The organism is Luteibacter sp. dw_328 (assembly GCF_018449605.1).
In the GTDB taxonomy this organism is placed as follows: domain Bacteria; phylum Pseudomonadota; class Gammaproteobacteria; order Xanthomonadales; family Rhodanobacteraceae; genus Luteibacter.
Map to the genome: position 1 here is coordinate 99,010 of NZ_JAAVUW010000008.1, position 20,457 is coordinate 119,466.

The following is a 20,457-nucleotide window of genomic DNA, read 5'->3' on the forward strand; positions in this document are numbered from 1 at the left end:
GAGCGTGATCGCGCTCTGTGTGGGAGCCGATTCATCGGCGTTGCTTTTGGCGACGGATCAGCCGTTGCGGTTGGAGCCAGAAAGTACGTCAACCCAGACGGCCAGGACGAGGATCACGCCCTTGATGATCATCTGCCAGGAGTTGTCGACGTCCATCAGCTGCATGCCGTTGTCGAGGCTGGCCATGACCAGTGCGCCGATCAGCGCGCCGTAGACCGTGCCCGAGCCGCCGCGCATGGAGGTGCCGCCGATGAAGCAGGCCGAGATCGCGTCGAGCTCGCCACCGGTACCGGCGGACGGTGAACCCGAGCCGGTACGCGCCACGGTAATGATGCCGGCGAAGGCGCACATCAGGCCCATGATCGCGAACACCACGAGTTTGACGCGTGCCACGTTCACGCCGGAAAGGCGCGTGGCTTCCATGTTGCCGCCCACCGCGTAGATGTGACGACCGAACACGGTCTGCGTGGAGACGTAGGTGAACACGGCAAGCAGGCCGAGCAGGATCATCACCGGAATGGGGATGCCGTTGGCGTCGTTGAGCATCCGCACGAAGCCGAAGATGAACGCACCGATCGCCACGATCTTCGCCACGTCGATCCACAAGGCGCCTTGCTGCAGACCAAGCTTGGCGCGGCGTACACGACGGCGCGCGGTCAATGCCACCATGGCCAGGAAGATCAGGCCACCGATCCACACCGACACGCCAGGTGGGACGAAGCCCTGGCCGATCGCGATGAGGTTATCTGGTGCTGGCGCGATCGTGGAACTGCCGGTAATGAAGAGCACGATGCCGCGGAAGGCGAGCATGCCGCCCAGGCCGACGATGAACGAAGGCACGCGCATTTTGGTGACGATGTAGCCGTTGACCGCGCCGATCAGCAGGCCGAGTACCAGCACCGCACCGATGGCGGGCCAAGTGCCCCAGCCCTGGTTCACGGTGAGGATGGCGACCACGCCACCGAGGAGGCCGAGCTGCGAACCGATCGACAGATCGATCTCGCCGGCGATGATGACGAACACCATGCCGCAGGCAAGCATGCCGGTGATCGCCATCTGTCGGAACAGATTGGACAGATTGCCTGGCGTGACGAAGGCTGCATCCGTCTTGATGTGGAAGAACAGCCAGATGAGCGCGACGGCGATGAGCAGCGCGAGGATCTTGTAACGGACGAACAGTTGCTGGATTTGCTGCGACTGCATGGAGGAGCTTCCCTGGTAACGCGTGAATAGGTTTGAGGATCAGGCCGCGTGTGCGGGCCCCTCGGCGGCATGCGAGATAGCGGCGGCGAGCACCTGCTCCTGCGTCAGGCCGACGTTCTTGAAGTCGCCACGCAGCTTACCCTCGCCGACGACGAGGACGCGATCGCTCACGCCGAGCACCTCGGGCATTTCCGAGGACACCATGATGATCGCGACGCCCTTGGCGGCCAGTTCGAACATGAGTTTATAGATGTCGTACTTGGAGCCGACATCGACGCCACGGGTGGGCTCGTCCAGGATCAGGACCTTGGGCCCGGGCAGCAGCATCTTGGTCAGCACGGCTTTCTGCTGATTGCCGCCGGAAAGGCCCATGATGGCAAGCTCCGGACTGGCCGTCTTCACGCGAAGGCGCTTGATCTCGGCGTCGACCACCTGCAGCTCGGCCTGGCGGTCGATCTGACCGGCATGCGCGTAATGCGAGAGGGTCGCGAGGGTGATGTTGTCGCCCACGCCCAACAACGGAACGATACCCTGGCGCTTGCGGTCTTCAGGCACGAGCGAGAGACCGGCCTTGATCGCCTGCTCAGGGCTCTTGATCTTGATCGGCTTGCCTTCGAGGACCAGTTCGGCCTCGTAGCGACCCGGATAGGCGCCGAAGATCGCGGAGACAAGCTCGGTACGGCCTGCGCCCACAAGACCGGCGATGCCGAGGATTTCGCCCCGCCGAAGCTGGAAGGAAATATCGTCCACGCGCTTGCGGTTCGGGTTGGCGAGGTCCCAGCAGGTGACGTGCTTCGCTTCGAAGATCACATCACCGATGTCGTGATCCACCTTCGGGAACAGGTTCTCGATATCGCGGCCGACCATCGCGGTGATGATCGAATGCGTGGTCATCTCGCTCATCGGCTTGGTGACGATGTGCTTGCCATCGCGGATCACGGTGACGGTATCGCAGACGCGGGCCACTTCCTCGAGCTTATGCGAGATGTACACGCAAGCCACGCCATCGTGCTTGAGGTCCTCGATGATCGCCAACAGCGTGTCGGTCTCGGAGGAGGTCAGCGATGAGGAGGGCTCGTCGAGGATGAGCAGACGTGCATTCTTGGCCAGCGCCTTGGCGATTTCGAACAGCTGCTGGTAGCCGCCGCCGTAGTTCATCACGGGTGCCGCGACGTTGACGTCCTTCAGCTTGAGCCGCGCAAGCAAGGCATCGGCTTTCGCATACATCGCGTCGTAATCCATCACACCGCCGAACTTGCGGATCTCGTTGCCGAGAAAAATATTCTCGGCAACGGAGAGCTGCGGAACCAGCATCAGCTCCTGGTGGATGATGACAATGCCGGCCGCCTCGCTGTCACGCACGGATGCCGCGCGCAGGGGCTTGCCGTCAAAAAGAATTTCGCCTTCCCAGGTACCGTAGGGGTACACGCCGGAGAGGACTTTCATCAGGGTCGACTTGCCGGCGCCATTCTCGCCGCACAGGCCGACGCATTCGCCTGGCCGCACAGCCAGGTCGATGCCATTGAGCGCGCGTACGCCGGAAAATTCCTTGACGATATTGCGCATCTCGAACAGGTATTCGCTCACCGATATTTCCTTTGGCAGGACGACGCCCCGCCATCAGGCGGGGCGTCGTCGATCTTACGCCTAACGCTAGCTTACGGGCCGACCTGCGCCTGGGTGTAGAAGCCGTCCTTCACCACGAGGTCGACGTTCTGCTTGGTCAGCAGGGTCGGGGTGAGCAGGATGGTGTTGATGTCACCCTTGCCGTTGTTCATCTTGGAGGTGAACTGCGGCGCGGTGCCCTGGGCCAGGTCGATGGCCAGGTTGGCGGCATCGGTGGCGATCGTCTTGATCGGCTTGTAGACCGTCATGGTCTGCGTGCCGGCCTTGATGCGCTTGATCGCGGCGAGATCGGCATCCTGGCCCGACACGGCCACCTTGCCAGCCAGCTTCTGGCCGGTCAGGGCGGCAATGGCGCCGCCAGCGGTGCCGTCGTTCGAAGCGACGATGCCCTGGATGTTGTTCTTGTTCGCGGTAAGCGCGTTCTCAATGATCGACTGCGCGTTCGAGGCAAGCCATTCGTTGGTCCACTGCTGGCCGACGATCTTGATGTCACCCTTGTCGACCAGCGGCTTGAGCACCTTCATCTGGCCCTCGCGAAGGATCTTCGCGTTGTTATCGGTCGGGGCGCCACCGAGCAGGAAGTAGTTGCCCTTCGGAGCCGCGTTGACCACGCCCTGCGCCTGCATCTGGCCAACCTTGTCGTTGTCGAACGAGATATACGCGTCGACGTCGGCATTGAGGATCAGGCGGTCATACGAAATGACCTTGATACCGGCCTTCTTCGCTTCGCCGACCACCGTGGTGAGCGTCTTGGCGTTGAACGGCACGATGACGATGACGTCGACCTTGCGGGCGATCAGCCCTTCGATCTGCGAGATCTGCTTCTGTTCGTTGGCGTCGGCGGACTGTACCGAGACGGTGCCACCCTTGGCTTCGACAGCGGCCTTGAAGTAGTCGCGGTCCTTGGTCCAGCGCTCGACGCGCAGATCGTCGATGGAGAAGCCGATGACCGGCTTTTCCTTGCTGGCGTGCGCCTGCGGAGCGGCGAACACGCCTGCGGCGACCATCGATACGGCGAGGACCGTGTATAGAGCCTTCTGCTTCATGCTTATCTCCGTGCTTATGGAATCGCCCCTCAGGAAGGGCGGAAATCGTCGCCGCGAGCGGCGTCGGTAGTCAGGGACTTCAACTGCTCGTAGGTACGGCGGAACAAAGGGTGGCGCGTTTGCAGGAAATAAGCATGACGCGCTGCATCGGGCTCGTAAGTGGCCGTCACGGCGGGCATCGGGCAAACCTCTTCCAACGTGGCCGTGGGATCCGCCGCGAGGTGGGCCAGACGGGCCGCGCCAAGCGCCGGACCGACCTCGCCACCGCTGCGCAGGACCAGCCGCTTGCCGAGAATGTCAGCCAGCATGCGGATCCAGTAGGCACTGCGTGAACCACCGCCGATCACCGTGATCTCTTCGGCCACCAGGCCGGTGGATTCCACCGCGAGCAACCCGTCCAGAAGGCCGAGGCCAACGCCTTCGAGCGTCGCATTGGCGAGATCGGCGCGATCGGTCTCCGGACCCAGGCCCGTGAAGGAACCCCGGGCATGGGCGTCGTTGTGGGGCGTGCGCTCACCCGTGAGATAGGGCAGGAACAGGGGACCGTCGGGCTTGAGGCCGCTCGCCTCGGCTTCGGCGAGCAACGCCGGCACGTCCTTCTGGCCGGTAAGGCGTGCCGTGAAGTCGAGGCAACTGGCGGCATTGAGCATCACCGACATCAGGTGCCAGGTATCGGGCAAGGCATGGCAGAAGCTATGCACGGCCTGCTCTGGACTCGAGCGGAAGCCATCGGAGACAGCGAAGTAGACACCGGACGTGCCCAGCGACAGCATGGCCTGGCCATCGCGAACGATACCGACACCGACCGCGCCTGCCGCGTTGTCACCGCCTCCGGCAGCCACCGGCACCGTGTCCATGCCCCAGCGCTCGGCCAGCTCCTTGCGCAGCCGGCCAGCGGGCTGGCTGCCTTCGAACACCTGCGGCATGTGCGAACGGTCAAGCCCCGTGGCCGCGAGCATGGTGTCGTTCCACTGGCGCTTTGCCACGTCCAGCCAGAGCGTACCGGCAGCATCCGAGGCATCCGTCATGTACTCGCCGGTGAGCAGCAGGCGCAGGTAATCCTTCGGCAGCAACACCTTGGCGACCCGACCGAACACCTCGGGCTCGTGCTTGCGCACCCAGGCCAGCTTCGGTGCCGTGAAGCCGGGCATGGCAAGGTTGCCGGTGATCTCGCGGAAGCCAGGGACCCTTTCCAGCTCGGCACATTCCACATCCGAACGGCCGTCATTCCAGAGAATGGCGGGCCGCAGGATGTTGTCGGACTTATCGAGCAGCGTGGCTCCGTGCATCTGCCCCGAGAGACCGATGGCCGCCACGCGGCGGGCATCGGTTCCCTTGAGGACATCCGCAACGGCGGCCTCGGTCGCCGACCACCAGGTCGCGGGGTCCTGTTCGGACCATCGCGGCCTGGGATGGGATACCTCGAGCGGGCTGGTGGCGCTGGCGCGCACCTCTCCCGCGTCATCGACGAGCACCGCCTTGACGGAGGAGGTGCCGAGGTCGATGCCGAGGTACATACGTGCCGAAGCTTCCATGTCGGGTTTCATATCACCCATAGATATAGCGGTTGACGATGTTCTCGAGCAACTCCTGTCCGCCCGACACGTGCTTCGGGTGGATGTCGCGGGAGATGGCCTCGTCCGAAAGCGAAGCGAGGGTGAAGCCGCCCTGCAGGATCTTGCTACCGAAGTCCGCATCCCAGCCGGCATAGCGCCTGGCCTTGAAGTCGGCCAGTGCGTCGCGCTCGATCATCTTTGCCGCCCGCTCCAGGCTGAGCGCCAGCGCGTCGATGGCGCCAATGTGGCCGTGGAAGAGGTCTTCCGGTGCGCTGCTCTGGCGGCGAACCTTGGTGTCGAAGTTGTAACCGCCCGTGGTGAAACCGCCGGCCTTGAGGATCTCGTAGGTGACGAGGGTGAGCTCTTCGACACTGTTCGGGAACTGGTCGGTGTCCCAGCCGTTCTGCGGATCGCCGCGATTGGCGTCGATCGAGCCGAACAGACCCAGCGCGATCGAGGTGGCGACCTCGTGCTGGAACGAGTGACCGGCGAGCGTGGCGTGGTTGGCTTCGAGGTTGGTCTTGACCTCGTTCTCCAGGCCGAAGTCCTTGAGGAAACCGTAGACCGTGGCGCTGTCGTAATCGTACTGGTGCTTGGTCGGCTCCTGCGGCTTGGGTTCGATCAGGATCGTGCCCTTGAAGCCGAGCTTGTGCTTGTGCTCCACCACCATCTGGAAGAAGCGGCCGAGCTGGTTACGCTCGCGCTTGAGGTCGGTGTTGAGCAGGGTCTCGTAACCCTCGCGGCCGCCCCACAGCACGTAATTCGCGCCGCCGAGGCGATGCGTGGCTTCCATGGCGTGACGGACCTGGGTTGCCGCATAGGCGAAGACTTCCGGCTGCGGATTGGTCGCGGCGCCCGCGGCATAACGCGGGTTGCTGAATACGTTGGCCGTGCCCCAGAGCAGCTTCACGCCGGTCTCGGCCTGCTTCTTCTCGAGGACGTCGACCATCGCAGCGAAGTTGTTCTTGTATTCGGCGAGGTTGGCGCCTTCCGGGGATACGTCGGTGTCATGGAAGGTATAGAACGGCGTACCCAGGCGGGTGAAGAAATCGAACGCCGCGTCGGCCTTCTCGCGTGCCTTGTCCATCGGGTCGCCGGCCGTGTGCCACGGGCGGTCAAAGGTGCCGGCACCGAACACGTCCGAGCCCGGCCAGACGAAGGTGTGCCAGTAGCACACGGCCAGGCGCAGGTGCTCGGCCATGCTCTTGCCCAGGACCTGCTTATTGGCATCGTAGTGGTGAAACGCCAGCGGGTTATCCGAGCCGGCGCCTTCGAAGGCGATCTTGGGGATGTTGGAAAAGTACGACATAACAATTCCTTGACGAACGTGGGGACGAATCCCGACGATGCTGACGATCAAGGGCCATGCGGCGCAATTGCGATTTCCCTCGCCGTTCCCGTGGTTTTCTTTGCCGCGGTGCGTCATGACCGGTTTAACGCGCGGCGTGGTAATTTCCACGGTCATGGCACCCCATCGCATCGCCCTTCTTTTCAACGCGAACAAGGTTTATGACCGTCAGGTCATCGCCGGCATTGGGCATTACCTCAACAGCACGCGCGTCGAGTGGGACCTCTTCATGGAAGAGGACTTCCGCAGCCGCATGCGCGATATCCACCAGTTTCGCGGCGACGGGGTCATTGCCGACTTCGACGACCCCGAGGCACCGGACATGTTGAGCGACCTCCACATTCCCGTGGTGGCGGTGGGCGGCTCGTATCACGACCCGGCCAACTACCCGACCGACGTGCCTTACATCGCCACGGATAACGCCCGGCTGATCCGCCTCGCCTACGACCACCTGATTGAGCAGGGCCTGACGCGTTTCGCTTTTTATGGCCTGCCACCGCACCCGACCAGCCGCTGGGCCCATGAACGCGAGCACGCGTTCCGCGCCATCGTGGACGAAGAATCGGTCGAAGGACTGGTCTACCAGGGCTCTCCGACCAGTGCCGGCGGCTGGGGGCAGGCCGTCGAAGAGCTGGTGACCTGGCTGGCCGAGCTGCCCAAGCCCATCGGCATCGTGGCAGTCACCGATGCGCGCGCCCGGCAATTGCTGCAGGCCTGTGTGATGGGCGGCATCGCGGTACCTGAGCAGATCGCCATCGTCGGTATCGACAACGACCCGATGGCCCAGCTGCTCACGCGCATCCCGCTCACTTCGGTGATTCAGGGCGCGGAGGAAATGGGCCGCACCGCGGCCCATCTGCTGCACCAGATGCTGCGTGGCATGGACTGCGCTGGCACCCGCGTGCTCGTGCCACCGGTCGGTATCAACGTGCAGGCGTCGAGCAAGTTCCATCCGATACGCAGCCCGCATGTGATGCGCGCCAGCCATTACATCCGCCAGTACGGTTGCCTCGGCATCAAGACCGAACAGGTTGCCGACTACGTGGGCGTATCACGCACCGTGCTCGAAGAACACTTCAAACGCGAGCTTAAACAGACCGTGCACCAGGTGATCCTCACGCACAAGCTGGATACCGCCTGCGATCTCATCGCCAACTCGGACGTATCGCTCGCCGACATCGCGTTGCGCTGTGGCTTCACCTCACTGCAATACATGTATGCGGTATTCCGGCGCGAATACGACTGTACGCCGCGCCAGTACCTCGACCTCCATCGCAAGACGGCCGCAACCTGATCGTTGCCCGCAGGGATCGCTTTATCCATGCCCGTATTCAACGCCACCGCCTGGGGCCAGCTTCCCGACGGCCGACCGCTCCACCGCTGGACCCTGCGCAACGCGAGCGATGCGCAGATCGACATCACCGATCTCGGCAGCACCTTGCTCGGCTGGCAATCGCCCGATCGCCAGGGGCGCCTGGGCGAGGTGTTGCTCGGCCATGCCACGGCGCAGCAGTACCTCGACTCGAATGCCTACATGGGCGCCATCGTCGGTCGCTGGGCCAACCGCATACGCGGCGGGCGTTTTCGCCTCGATGGCATCGACTACAAGGTAGACCGCAATGACGGTGGCAACCATCTGCATGGCGGGCAGTACGGTTTCCACCTGCAGCGCTGGGACGTGGAAGCGGACGGCGAGTCGCTGGTGATGCGCCTGGTTTCACCTGAGGGCGACGGCGGCTTCCCGGGCGAGGTACGCGTGGAACTCCGCTGCCGTTTCGACGACGACGGCACGCTGGACCTCCAGTACGAAGCCACGTCCGATGCGCCGACCCCGCTGAGCCTCACCGCCCACCCCTATTTCAATCTCAATGACCGTCGGCCCGATATCCGCGACCACGTCATCCGGATCGATGCGGACGAGTTCCTTGCCATCGACGCGGGGGCGATTCCGGTCGGCCGGCAGCACGTGGCGGGCACCGCGTTCGATTTCCGCGACGCGGCGCCGATCGGATCGCGCCTGCATTGGCCCGATCCACAACTTCGCCTCGTCGGCGGGTTCGATCACTGCTACATCCCGCGTGGACCGACGGGCTCGGCGATGCGAACGGTGGCGGTCGTCAGTGAACCCTCGAGTGGTCGTCGCCTGACGGTTGAGACGGATCGGCCGGGCTTGCAGTTCTACAGTGGCCAGAAGCTCACCGGCCAGCCCAGCCGCGACCCGGAGCCGTACGGCCCGTTCGCCGGCTTCGCCCTGGAGGCCCAGGCCTTTCCCGACCAGGTCAACTCGCCGGAGTCCGAAGGAGCGATCCTGCGGCCCGGGGTCACCTGGCGCCAGCACACGCGTTACAAGGTCGATACCGCCTGATCGGACCTACCTCTGTAGGAGCCGATTCATCGGCGATCCCGCGCCAGAGGGCAAGGTTGCCTCAAGCACCCATCGCCGATAAATCGGCTCCCACAAGAGCCTTGAGGGCCCCGGGCGGGTAGAATGGGCGGATGTCCCTTATCCAACTCCTCAATGTCGACTACAGCGTCGGCGGCCCGCTCCTGCTCGAACAGGTCAATCTTTCCCTCGATGCCGGCGAGCGTGTCTGCATCGTCGGGCGCAACGGCGCCGGAAAGTCCACCCTGCTCAAGCTGATCGCCGGCGAAATCCATGCCGACGACGGCGAGATCCGCCTGCAAGGCGGCACCCGCATCGCCCGCCTGACCCAGGAAGTGCCGCAGGACACCACGGGCAGCGTGTTCGACGTCGTGGCCGATGGCCTGGGCGAGTTGGGTCATCTGCTCGCCCGCTACCATCACGCGCTCGAAGCGGGCGACATGGACGCGCTGGGCGAAGTCCAGACGAAGATCGAGACGCTGAACGCCTGGGACCTCGAGTCGCGCGTAGAGCAGGTGATCGAGCGGCTGGAACTACCCGCCGATACCGATTTCGCCGACCTCTCCGGTGGTATGAAACGGCGCGTGCTACTGGGTCAGGCACTCGTGCGGGACCCCAACCTGCTCCTGCTCGATGAGCCGACCAACCACCTCGACATCGAGGCGATCGCCTGGCTCGAAACCTTCCTGAAGAACTTCAGCGGCAGCATCGTCTTCATCACCCATGACCGCAGCTTCCTGCGTTCACTGGCCACGCGCATCGTCGAGATCGACCGCGGCAACGTGACCAGCTGGCCGGGCGACTACGACAACTACCTGCGCCGCCGCGAAGAGCGCCTGCATGCGGAAGCCCAGGCCGTCGCGCACTTCGATCGCAAGCTGGCCCAGGAAGAAGTCTGGATCCGCCAGGGCATCAAGGCACGACGGACCCGTAACGAAGGCCGCGTGCGCGCGCTGAAGGCGCTGCGCAACGAGCGCGCCGAGCGTCGTGAGCAGTCGGGTACGGCCAAGATCACGCTCGCGGTTGCGCAGGCGGGTGGACGCAAGGTGGTCGACGCCAAGCACATCACCCAGGCCTACGGCGGCCGCACGCTGCTGGGCGATATTTCGACCACCATCATGCGCGGCGACCGCGTTGGCATCATGGGACCGAACGGCGCGGGCAAGTCCACGCTACTGAAGATCCTGCTTGCCGAGCTCAAACCTCAGCAGGGTGAAGTGACGCTCGGTACGGGCCTGCAGATCGCCTACTTCGACCAGCACCGCTCCACCCTCGACGACACCCTGAACGCGCTGGACAACGTGGCCGAAGGCCGCGAGTACATCGAGCTCAACGGCCAGCGCAAGCACATCATCGGCTACCTGCAGGACTTCCTGTTCTCGCCGGAACGTGCGCGCGCGCCGATCACCCGTCTCTCCGGTGGCGAGCGCAACCGCCTGCTGCTGGCCAAGCTGTTCGCCCAGCCGTCCAACCTGCTGGTGATGGATGAGCCGACCAACGACCTCGACGTGGAAACGCTGGAACTGCTCGAGGAGCTGCTCGGCGATTACACCGGCACGCTTCTGCTCGTGTCCCATGACCGCGACTTCATCGACAACGTGGTGACCAGCACCCTGGTGCTCGAGGGCGATGGCCAGGTCGGCGAGTACATCGGCGGCTACACCGAGTGGTTGCGCCAGAAGCCGATCATCGCCGCGGCGCGCGCATCGAATGCGAAGTCGGCACCGGCGCCCGCGCCGACACCGGCACCCGTGGTTGCCACCGCTCCGAAGAAGAAGCTGTCGTTCAAGGAACAGCGCGAGCTGGATCTCCTGCCGGCGAAGCTGGAGCAACTCGAGGCCGAAATCGCGAAACGCACGGCGGCGATGAACGATCCGAAGTATTTCCAGCAGGATGCCGCGGCGATCACTCGCGGCAACGAGGAACTGGCGAAGGTTCAGGCCGAGCTGGATACCGCTTTCGCGCGGTGGGAAGAGCTGGAAGGTTGATCGCGCAACACGCGTGATCGCGAGCACCCTTCGCCGCTGAAGCGGCTCCTACCGAGCAGGTCGCAGTATCCCGCTCGGTGGGGGCCGATTCATCGGCGATGCTCCTACTCGGCGGTGCTCCTCCGTTACAACCGAAACACTTCCACCACCCGCGCCAACTCACCCGCCTGATCCTCCAGGCTCTTCGCCGCGGCAGCGGCCTCCTCCACCAGCGCGGAGTTCTGCTGGGTCGAATCGTCCATGCGCGAGACGGCGTGGTTGATTCGGCCGATCTGTTCGGACTGATCGTTCGTCGCCCGGCTGATGCTGCCCATCAGGTCGGCCACGTCACGAATACGGCCGAGCACCGTCGTCATGTTGCGGCCCGCTTCGGTGACCAGGCCGTGGCCGGCGTCAACCTGCTCGACCGATTCGGTGATCAGCGATTCAATCTCCTTCGCCGCCGTCGCACTGCGCTGGGCGAGGTTGCGTACCTCCTCCGCTACGACGGCGAAGCCCCTGCCCTGCTCGCCGGCGCGAGCGGCCTCGACAGCCGCATTCAACGCCAGGATGTTGGTCTGGAAGGCGATCCCGTTGATGATGCCAATGACGTCCGCGATACGCTGGGCGGAGGCCTGGATGCCGTTCATCGCCTCCACCGCCCCCTGCATCGCTCCCGCCTCCTGCTGTACGGCGACGCTGGCATGTTCGGCCAGCGTACTGGCGCGCGCCGCATTGCCGGCGTTGTCACGCACGGTACGCGTCAACTCGTCGAGGCTCGACGCCGTCATCTGCAACTCGTGCGCCTGGGTTTCGGTGCGCGTGGACAGATCGGCGTTACCCGCCGCGATTTCCGACGTGCTTCCCGCCATACTCGCCGCCGCCTTGCGCACGGAGCGGGCGATGTCGCCGAGTCCGTCGCCGATGCCGTCGATGGAACGCATCAACTGACCGATTTCGTCGCCACGCGTGGTCTCCAGGCGTGCCGTAAGGTCACCCTCGGCAAGCCGCCTGGCCGCTTCGACCGCGTGCGACAGCGGCCGGGTGATACGCGCACGGATCGCGATGAAGAGCAGCAGGCAAAGCACGGCGACCATGCCGATAGCGGTACCGATCGCAACCATGCGCAGATGTCGCACCGGCCCATACAGTTCGTCCATGTCAACGGTGCCGGCGACCAGCCAGCTCCAGGCCGGATCGGTGGCATAGACGGCAAGACGATCCACCGTATGGCCGTCCGCGCTGGCGCTGTAACGCAATTCGCCCTGCTTGCCTGACAGCATGCGGCCGAACACCGGCTGACCGTCCACATCCATCACTTTCAGCGCCGCACCGTCGATCCGGGCGGCGGCATCCTTCATCATCGGATCCACGATGAACGTGCCGTAGCGCTTGCCGGCGCTGGCATCGATAACCGAGTAATAGCCGCTTTGGCCGATGTGGATCGAGGCGATCTCCTGGGAAAGATTGGCCATCTCACTGGTGATCTCGACACCAACGAACCAGGCGCCGATCACGTTGCCGGACGCGTCGTGGATCGGCTCGTAACGCGTGATATACGGGCGATCGAACAGGACCGCGGGGCCACCGTACGATTTATTGGACAGCAACTGCGGGAAGGCCGGGTGGGCGTGGTCGATCGACGTACCGACTGCGCGTGAGCCGTCTTCCTTCTTGAGCGACGTACTGACCCGAATGAAGTCCGGCCCGTCGCGGACGAACAGGGTCGCGACCACATGCGCCCGCGACGAGAACTCGTCCACTTGGCCGAACTCGCCGTTGAGCACCTTGCCGTCATGCAACAGGGTAGGCACGGTATGCCCGCCCATCGTCACGCGGTGCTTGTCATCCACCGAGAACGTGCCCGGGTAATAGCTCTCGAACAGGCCGAGGAAGCGATCCGATTCGGCGAGCAACGCACCGCTGAAGGTGTTTACCGTCGCGATGATGGCCCGGTTGCCCCGCGCGAGGTCGTCACGTGCGCGCGTCTCCAGCTCCCGCGAGACCATGGTGGTCACCACGATCGTGAGTGCCGCGACACCCAGGGCCACGATGCCGACGACGAGCAGCGTCAGGCGGGCGCCCACGCTCATGCTGCGCGCAAAGGCGCGACTACCGATCCTGTTCATATGAAGCCTTTGCGAAGTCATCGGGCATCCCTTGCGGACACCCTTACACCGGCGTTGTCGGCAGACTTCCGGCGGACTTTAGGCCTTGGCGCGCATTCTCCCGGGCTGGTGAGACGGCGAAAACCGCCGTCTCACCGATTTGTCTGGCAAATCGTTCTTGTCTGGCAAATCGCTCAGCCGGTGTTCTGCAGACCCTGGGACACCCCATTGACGCAGGCCACCAGCGCGTTGAGCAGGGCATCGTCCTTGCCGCCCGTGGCGCGCCAGCGCCTGAGCAGGTCGACCTGGAGAAGGCTCATGGGGTCCACGTAGGGATTGCGCAGGCGGATCGACGTGGCCAGGCGCGGATCGCCTGCAAGCAATTCGTCGGCACCCTTGAGCTTGAGGACCCAGGCCACCGTTCTTTCAAACTCCGCGCGGATCATCGGAAAGAAGCGCTCGTGCAGGGGGCCGGCAAGTCGGGAGAAGGCTTCGGCAATGTCGATGTCTGCCTTGGCCAGCACCATTTCCACGTCGTCCAGCATGGTCGAGACGAAGGGCCACTCGCGTGCCATGTTCACGAGATGCTCTTCCCCGCACTCCTTCGCCACGACATCCAGAGCACTGCCCAGGCCGTACCACCCGGTGAGCACGGCGCGGCACTGTGTCCAGGAGAATACCCACGGAATGGCGCGCAGATCTTCGACGCCCTTCATGCTGCGACGGCGCGCGGGACGCGAGCCGAGCGTCATGCGCTCGATCACGTCGATGGGGGTGGCGCCACGGAAATAATCGACGAAGCCTTCGGTATCGACGAAGGCGCGATACGCCTTGCGGCTTTCCGCCGAGAGCTTCGCCATGGTGTCCTTCCAGCCCGGCTCGCGTACTTCCACGTCGCGCGGGCGCAGCGAGGCGCGCATCACCGCGCCCAGCGTCTGCTCGAGGTTGCGCACGGCCAGCGCGCGAATACCGTATTTGCGATGAATCACCTCGCCCTGCTCGGTGACGCGCAGCACGCCGCCGACGGAACCCCGCGGCGAGGCCATCAGGGCCGGCGTGATGCGTGAACCGCCACGGCTGGCCGAGCCGCCGCGACCATGAAAGAAGGCCACACGGATGCCGGCCTTCTCCGCTACCTCGAGCAGATCGACCTGGGCGCGCTGCAGGCTCCACTTCGACGCCAGCGTGCCCCCGTCCTTACCGCTGTCCGAGTAGCCGAGCATCACCCACTGGCGATCGCCGCGGGCCTTCAGGTGCTCGCGATAGACCGGGTCGTCGAGCAGGGCCTGCAGGGTTTCCGCACCGCCGGCGAGATCGTCGATAGTCTCGAACAAGGGCGCGACGTCGAGCGGCACGCGTCCGTCTTCGACCAGTCCGCCGCGCCGCGCCAGTGCCAGCACGGCGAGCACGTCCGCCGCGCTTTCGGCCATGCTGATGATGTACAGGCCTGTAGCCTCCTGGCCGTAACGCTTGCGCGAATCCGCCAGGGTGGCGAATACATCGCGCAGCATCGTCGCGGCCTCGTTGCCATCGCCGGCGACGAAACTGCGCTCGCCGGCGGCGTAGGGACGCAGCATCTTTACCCGGGTGGGCGTGTCGTGGTTCGCGAACTCCGCGTCGTCGAGCAGTGCGGACAGCGCTTCGTCATGCACACGCGCATCCTGGCGTACGTCCAGACGAGCCAGGTGGAAGCCAAACGTACGCGCGCGCCAGAGGAGGCGCCCGACAGCGTAGGCACCGGCATGCTTGCCGCCGTGCGCGACAAGGCTCTTCTGGATCAGCGCGATGTCGTCGATGAACTGGTCTGCCGAGGCATAGGCCGCGGGCTCTTCATGCAGCGTCGCTTCGAGGCGTGCGGCGACGAACTTCAGGAAGCTTCGGTACGGCATATCCGCATGGCGCGGACGGATAGCCGCCGCGGCGGCGGGGAGTTCGTCGTGGTAGCGCTCCAGCCGGCGAACGAGCTGGTCGTCGAGCGCCACGCGGTCGTCGGTCTGGCTGAGCAGCCGACCCAGTTCGCCGGCGTCGTCAAGGTAACGCTCCAGCACCAGGGAACGCTGCGCACCGAGCGTTGCCGCGATGGTCTCGGCATTGACGTTCGGATTACCGTCCATGTCACCGCCGACCCAGGTGGCGAAACGCAGCAGACGCGGAAGGGTCACGCCTTCACCGTAGGTCTCCGCGATGGCCTGCTCCAGCGCTTCGTAAAGCGCCGGCAGCACACGGTAGATCGGTCGGGCGATATAGAAGCCCACATGATCGAACTCATCCTGCACGCTCGGCCGTACCGGCGAGGCCTCCGCCGTCTGCCAGCCGGCGGACAGCGCCATCAGGATGCGTGCGTCGTCGTCGCGAAGCTCCTGCGGCGTACGCGTCGGGTCGAACTCGTCGACCAACGCGCGCACGATCTCCTGCTCCTTTTCCAGCAGCGAGCGGCGGACGGCCTCGGTGGGATGCGCGGTGAAGACCGGCTCGACATCCAGGCGGCCGAGCAGCGCGGTGAGCTCCTGGCGACTGACCCCGTCCTTCTTGAGTCGGGTCAGCACGGCGGCCAGTGACTCCGGCTGGGGCGCGCCGCCTTCCCGTTGGTAGTCGCGACGACGGCGAATGCGATGAACGCGCTCGGCCGTGTTCACCGCCTGGAAGTAGGTGGCAAAGGCGCGGGCCAGCGATTCGGCGTCGGCCGCCTCCAGGCCGGTCAGCGGCTCGGCAAGGGCATCCACGGCGGCGCCACTGCGCCGGCGGTGGATGGCCGTCGTCCTTACATGTTCCACGCGCTCGTAGAAGGCCTGGCCGCCCTGCTCGGCGAGCATCTGGCCAACCAGGGTACCGAGGCGGCGCACGTCCTCGCGTAGGGGGCCGTCGTGGGGCAGGAATTCGGGATCGCGTGCGGCTTCCATCGGGCGCTCTGCAGTCATCGGAACCCCGAGAGTACCTAAAAAAGTGTGTTCATCCCTGCATCCGGATTCCGCGATACAATGGGAGACCGTTTTGCCCGCCGAGGGGCGCTGCGACCATGGGGTCCCCCATAGGCCAGGCTCGGCGCGGCCTCCTGTACAACGGCGCCCCCGTAACCAATCGGAGCTACGCCCCATGAACGCCGTTACCAAAGACACCGCATTCCAGGACTTCAAGGTCCGCGATATCACGCAGGCCGCCCTCGGTCGCCGTCGCATCCGCATGGCCGAAGAAGAAATGCCGGGCCTGATGCAGATCCGTGCGCGCTACGCCAAGGAGAAGCCGCTTCAGGGCGTGCGCCTCTCCGGCTCGCTGCATGTGACCAAGGAAACCGCCGTCCTCGCCGAAACCCTGCGTGAGCTGGGCGCTTCGGTGCGCTGGGCATCCTGCAACATCTTCTCCACCCAGGACGACGTCGCCGCGGCGCTCGCCGAGGGTGAGCTGCCGGTGTTCGCCTGGAAGGGCGAGTCGCTGGAAGAGTACTGGGACTGCACGCTCGACATGCTGACCCACCCGGGCGAACTCGGCCCGCAGCTCATCGTCGACGACGGCGGCGACGCCACGCTCTTCATCCACAAGGGTGTCGAACTCGAAGACGGCAGCGACTGGGTCAACACGCCCAGCGGCAACCACGAAGAGCAGGTCATCAAGGACCTGGTCAAGCGTACCGCCGCCGCCCGTCCGGGCTGGTTCAAGAAGGTCGCCGCCGAATGGCGCGGTGTCTCGGAAGAGACCACCACCGGCGTGCATCGCCTGTACCAGCTCGCCGAAGCCGGCAAGCTGCTGGTCCCGGCCATCAACGTCAATGACTCGGTGACCAAGAGCAAGTTCGACAACCTCTACGGTTGCCGCGAGTCGCTGGCCGACGGCATCAAGCGCGCGACGGACCTCATGGTCGCGGGCAAGGTCGCTGTCGTCTGCGGTTACGGCGATGTGGGCAAGGGTTGCGCGCATTCGCTCAAGGGCTTCGGCGCCCGCGTGATCGTCACCGAGATCGATCCGATCAACGCCCTGCAGGCGGCGATGGAAGGTTTCCAGGTCACCACGATCGAAGAGACCCTCGGCCTCGGCGACATCTATGTCACCACCACGGGCAACAAGGACATCATCACGCTCGAGCACATGGCGGCGATGAAGAACAACGCCCTGGTCTGCAACATCGGCCACTTCGATAACGAAATCCAGATGGATCGCCTCAACGGCGCGAAGGACGTCACCCGCGAGACGATCAAGCCGCAGGTCGACCGCTACACCTTCGCCAAGGGCAACGCCATCTACATGCTGGCCGAAGGCCGCCTGGTGAACCTCGGTTGCGCCCACGGCCACCCGAGCTTCGTCATGTCGAACAGCTTCTCCAACCAGACGCTCGCGCAGCTGGACCTGTGGGCCAACAAGGACACCTACGAGAAGACGGTGTACCGCCTGCCGAAGAAGCTCGACGAGGAAGTCGCTCGCCTGCATCTGGCGCAGATCGGCGTGAAGCTCACCGTGCTGACAAAGGACCAGGCTGACTACATCGGCGTGCCGGTGGAAGGCCCGTACAAGCCGGATCATTACCGCTACTGATCGATCGCTTCATTGCGATATCGAAGGCGCCCCTCGGGGCGCCTTTTTTTGTCCGGGCTGTCGTAGGAGCCGATTCATCGGCGAATGGGTGCTCGCGACGACCTGGCCGCTGCCGCGGGATCGCCGATGAATCAGCTCCTACAGGGGCCACGCAAGTCGGCCGGGGGCCAGTCGATACCGAATAGCCATCTTTCCATCTGGATGGAAAGATATATACTCAGGTCATCGTACCGGGAACCGCACCCATGCCCGCCATCAGCTTCGAGTTTTTCCCGCCCAAGACCGACGAGCAGCGCGCCCAGCTCGACGCGGCCGTCGCCCGTCTCAAACCGCATGCGCCCGACTACGTCTCGGTCACCTTCGGTGCCGGGGGCTCGACCCTGAGCTATACGGACGAGACGGTGAAGCGCCTGCGCGTCGAGCATGGCCTGTCGGTGGCACCACACCTGTCCTGCATGGGTGGCACCCGCGCCGAGATCGCCGCCCTGCTCGACCTCTACAAAGCCACCGATTGCCGCCGCATCGTCGCGCTGCGTGGCGACCTGCCCTCGGGCATGGCGTCCCCCGGTGACTTCCGCTACGCGGCAGAGCTCGTCGCCTTCATCCGCGAGCACAGCGGCAACCACTTCCACATCGAAGTGGCCGCCTACCCGGAAACGCATCCCCAGGCCGAAAACGCCCTCCACGACTTGCACCACTTCAAGGCAAAGGTCGACGCGGGTGCCGACGGTGCCATCACCCAGTACTTCTTCAATGCCGACGCCTATTTCCGCTTTATCGATGACGTGACGAAGCTGGGCGTGAAGGTCCCGATCGTGCCGGGCATCATGCCGATCGCAAACTTCAGCCAGCTGCGCCGTTTCTCCGAGCAATGCGGCGCGGAAATTCCGCGCTGGATCGTCAAGCGCATGCAGGCCCATGGCGACGACGCAGCCGCCGTACGCGACCTCGGTGCCGACGTGGTGGCCGAACTCTGCCAGCGCCTGCTCGACGGCGGCGCGCCCGGCCTGCACTTCTATACGATCAACCGGGCCAAGGCGACGATCAGCGTGCTGGAGCGACTCGCCGCGCGCTAAACGTGCGCACCGTCACTCTCCGCTGAAGCGCGTACGCGGATGATGGCGCACCATCGCCACGCGTGCCGCCCTCGTGAAACGTGTCCTCGTCCTGCTGTTGCTCCTGATCGCCCTGCCTGCCGCCGCGCAGACGACGATCCACCGCTGCGTCGGCACGGACGGCCGCCCCGTGTTCTCCGACCAGCAGTGCACGAGCATCGGCGCGACATCCATCATGCCGCCGCCGGTTCCGGCAGCCAGCTCCAGCGCCGCCGACGCGCCTGCCGGACCCAGCACCGGCCTCCTGTGTGCGAAAGACGTAGCCGGTCTACGCGAGGGCATCGCCCAGGCCTTCGCCAACCGCGATGCCAACCGCATCGGCGGGCTGATCCTGTGGAACGGCTACGGAAGCGGTGGCGCGGTAGAGAACATCCGAAACATGGAGGCGCTGGTCCACCAGCCCCTGTTGGCGGTGGAGGGCAATGAAGCCGGGGGGCTCGACGCCGTGACCTCGCGGCCCGGCAACGACGCCGCCACCCGCCGCGCCCATTTCAGCGTGGTGCGAGACTCCGGCTGCCTCTGGCTGCGCCCGCCGGCCTGAGCCTGGTGGCGCCCGTTGACGCGTCGCGCCATGGCCTCGCTGGCGCCGCGCGTTATCATGGGCGGTCCCCTGGAGAGCGAACCCATGCAGAACTACCCCGATTGGATCTGGCAGAACGGGCAGATCAAGCCCTGGCGCGATGCCACCGTTCACGTCATGGCGCATGCGCTGCACTACGGATCCTCGGTGTTCGAGGGCATCCGCAGCTATGAGACACCGGACGGCGCGGCCATCTTCCGCCTCACCGACCACCTCAAGCGCCTGTACATGTCGGCCAAGATCTACGACATCGAGATCCCCTACTCGATCGACGAGCTCGCCGCGGCGTGCCGCGACGTAGTCAAGAAGAACGACCTCAAGGCCGCTTACCTGCGCCCCGTCGCCTTCCGCGGCCTGGGCGGTTTCGGCCTCTCGGCCGAGTGCCCCACCGACGTCGCCGTGGCTACCTGGCCCATGGGCCCCTACCTCGGTCCCGAGGCGCTGGAGAACGGCATCGACGCCTGCGTGTCCAGCTGGCAGCGCTTCGCGCCGAACACCATTCCGGCCGGTGCCAAGGCGGGCGGCAATTACCTTTCAGGCCAGCTGATCGCGCGTGAAGCGCGTCGTCTCGGCTTCGGCGAAGGCATCGCACTGGCCTCGACCGGCCTGCTCAGCGAAGGCGCCGGCGAGAACCTGTTCCTCGTGTTCGAAGGTGTGCTGCATACACCGCCGGCGAGCGCGTCGATCCTCACCGGTATTACCCGCCACACGCTCATGACCCTCGCCCGCGAGGACGGCATCGAGGTGGTCGAGCGCGACCTGCCGCGCGAGTACCTGTATCTCGCCGATGAAATCCTGATGTGCGGCACGGCGGCGGAAGTCACCCCGATCCGCGCGGTCGACGGCAAACAGATCGGAAACGGCAAGGGCGGCCAGATCACCCGTCGCCTGCAGGAGCTTTACTTCGGCCTGTTCAGCGGAAAGACCGCCGACCGCTGGGGCTGGCTCGAGGCACTCTAAGCCCCCTCCTCCGTAGCGCACGGACGCGCTACGATGCCCCC

14 protein-coding genes and 1 riboswitch are annotated in these 20,457 nt (G+C 65.0%); of the genes, 7 read left to right on the forward strand and 7 right to left on the reverse strand.

What is annotated here, in order from left to right; translation table 11 throughout:
* Positions 1–57: 57 nt before the first annotated feature.
* The 5 genes from HB634_RS18815 to xylA all read right to left on the reverse strand — a co-directional run bounded on the left by HB634_RS18815 (position 58) and on the right by xylA (position 6,740).
* Positions 58–1,203, reverse strand: coding sequence for a sugar ABC transporter permease (locus HB634_RS18815; protein WP_063571580.1), 1,146 nt, complete (start codon positions 1,201–1,203; stop codon positions 58–60).
* A 39-nt stretch (positions 1,204–1,242) separates the two neighbouring features.
* Positions 1,243–2,790, reverse strand: coding sequence for a xylose ABC transporter ATP-binding protein (locus HB634_RS18820; RefSeq protein ID WP_063571581.1), 1,548 nt, complete (start codon positions 2,788–2,790; stop codon positions 1,243–1,245).
* A gap of 71 nt (positions 2,791–2,861) precedes the next feature.
* Complete coding sequence (gene xylF / locus HB634_RS18825; RefSeq protein WP_063571582.1) at positions 2,862–3,875, reverse strand: D-xylose ABC transporter substrate-binding protein; 1,014 nt, start codon at positions 3,873–3,875, stop codon at positions 2,862–2,864.
* A gap of 29 nt (positions 3,876–3,904) precedes the next feature.
* Positions 3,905–5,410, reverse strand: coding sequence for a xylulokinase (xylB, locus tag HB634_RS18830; RefSeq protein ID WP_345777513.1), 1,506 nt, complete (start codon positions 5,408–5,410; stop codon positions 3,905–3,907).
* A 13-nt stretch (positions 5,411–5,423) separates the two neighbouring features.
* A complete protein-coding gene (xylA, locus tag HB634_RS18835) occupies positions 5,424–6,740 on the reverse strand; it encodes a xylose isomerase (RefSeq protein ID WP_213949713.1) in 1,317 nt (438 codons plus the stop codon).
* A gap of 154 nt (positions 6,741–6,894) precedes the next feature.
* Here xylA and HB634_RS18840 point away from each other — a divergent pair, with 154 nt between their 5' ends.
* From HB634_RS18840 to HB634_RS18850, 3 genes are all read left to right on the forward strand, one after another.
* Entirely contained in the window at positions 6,895–8,073 is a 1,179-nt protein-coding gene (locus HB634_RS18840; RefSeq protein ID WP_213949714.1) for a XylR family transcriptional regulator, read from the forward strand.
* Positions 8,074–8,100: 27 nt separating this feature from the next.
* Positions 8,101–9,144 (forward strand): aldose epimerase family protein, encoded by a 1,044-nt coding sequence (locus HB634_RS18845; protein WP_213949715.1) that lies wholly within the window; start codon positions 8,101–8,103, stop codon positions 9,142–9,144.
* Between the two features lie 131 nt (positions 9,145–9,275).
* Positions 9,276–11,150, forward strand: coding sequence for an ATP-binding cassette domain-containing protein (locus tag HB634_RS18850; RefSeq protein WP_213949716.1), 1,875 nt, complete (start codon positions 9,276–9,278; stop codon positions 11,148–11,150).
* Between the two features lie 125 nt (positions 11,151–11,275).
* Here HB634_RS18850 and HB634_RS18855 read toward each other — a convergent pair whose 3' ends face one another.
* Complete coding sequence (locus HB634_RS18855; protein WP_213949717.1) at positions 11,276–13,258, reverse strand: methyl-accepting chemotaxis protein; 1,983 nt, start codon at positions 13,256–13,258, stop codon at positions 11,276–11,278.
* Between the two features lie 173 nt (positions 13,259–13,431).
* A complete protein-coding gene (ppc, locus tag HB634_RS18860) occupies positions 13,432–16,137 on the reverse strand; it encodes a phosphoenolpyruvate carboxylase (RefSeq protein ID WP_213949848.1) in 2,706 nt (901 codons plus the stop codon).
* A 94-nt stretch (positions 16,138–16,231) separates the two neighbouring features.
* Positions 16,232–16,312: riboswitch (S-adenosyl-L-homocysteine riboswitch) on the forward strand.
* 18 nt (positions 16,313–16,330) lie between these two features.
* Between ppc and ahcY the strand changes: the two genes are divergently transcribed.
* The 4 genes from ahcY to HB634_RS18880 all read left to right on the forward strand — a co-directional run bounded on the left by ahcY (position 16,331) and on the right by HB634_RS18880 (position 20,416).
* Positions 16,331–17,761 (forward strand): adenosylhomocysteinase, encoded by a 1,431-nt coding sequence (gene ahcY / locus HB634_RS18865; RefSeq protein ID WP_213949718.1) that lies wholly within the window; start codon positions 16,331–16,333, stop codon positions 17,759–17,761.
* Positions 17,762–18,006: 245 nt separating this feature from the next.
* Positions 18,007–18,837 (forward strand): methylenetetrahydrofolate reductase [NAD(P)H], encoded by an 831-nt coding sequence (gene metF, locus HB634_RS18870; RefSeq protein WP_213949719.1) that lies wholly within the window; start codon positions 18,007–18,009, stop codon positions 18,835–18,837.
* A 73-nt stretch (positions 18,838–18,910) separates the two neighbouring features.
* Complete coding sequence (locus HB634_RS18875; RefSeq protein WP_063571437.1) at positions 18,911–19,417, forward strand: DUF4124 domain-containing protein; 507 nt, start codon at positions 18,911–18,913, stop codon at positions 19,415–19,417.
* Between the two features lie 84 nt (positions 19,418–19,501).
* Positions 19,502–20,416 (forward strand): branched-chain amino acid transaminase, encoded by a 915-nt coding sequence (locus HB634_RS18880; protein ID WP_213949720.1) that lies wholly within the window; start codon positions 19,502–19,504, stop codon positions 20,414–20,416.
* Positions 20,417–20,457 lie beyond the last annotated feature (41 nt).

Coding starts and splice junctions, on each gene's coding strand:
- HB634_RS18880 (WP_213949720.1), top strand. CDS start 19,502: ATGCAGAACTACCCCGATTGGATCTGGCAGAACGGGCAGATCAAGCCC.
- HB634_RS18855 (WP_213949717.1), bottom strand. CDS start 13,258: ATGAACAGGATCGGTAGTCGCGCCTTTGCGCGCAGCATGAGCGTGGGC.
- metF (WP_213949719.1), top strand. CDS start 18,007: ATGCCCGCCATCAGCTTCGAGTTTTTCCCGCCCAAGACCGACGAGCAG.
- xylB (WP_345777513.1), bottom strand. CDS start 5,410: ATGGAAGCTTCGGCACGTATGTACCTCGGCATCGACCTCGGCACCTCC.
- HB634_RS18840 (WP_213949714.1), top strand. CDS start 6,895: ATGGCACCCCATCGCATCGCCCTTCTTTTCAACGCGAACAAGGTTTAT.
- HB634_RS18815 (WP_063571580.1), bottom strand. CDS start 1,203: ATGCAGTCGCAGCAAATCCAGCAACTGTTCGTCCGTTACAAGATCCTC.
- ahcY (WP_213949718.1), top strand. CDS start 16,331: ATGAACGCCGTTACCAAAGACACCGCATTCCAGGACTTCAAGGTCCGC.
- HB634_RS18845 (WP_213949715.1), top strand. CDS start 8,101: ATGCCCGTATTCAACGCCACCGCCTGGGGCCAGCTTCCCGACGGCCGA.
- xylF (WP_063571582.1), bottom strand. CDS start 3,875: ATGAAGCAGAAGGCTCTATACACGGTCCTCGCCGTATCGATGGTCGCC.
- xylA (WP_213949713.1), bottom strand. CDS start 6,740: ATGTCGTACTTTTCCAACATCCCCAAGATCGCCTTCGAAGGCGCCGGC.
- ppc (WP_213949848.1), bottom strand. CDS start 16,137: ATGGAAGCCGCACGCGATCCCGAATTCCTGCCCCACGACGGCCCCCTA.
- HB634_RS18850 (WP_213949716.1), top strand. CDS start 9,276: ATGTCCCTTATCCAACTCCTCAATGTCGACTACAGCGTCGGCGGCCCG.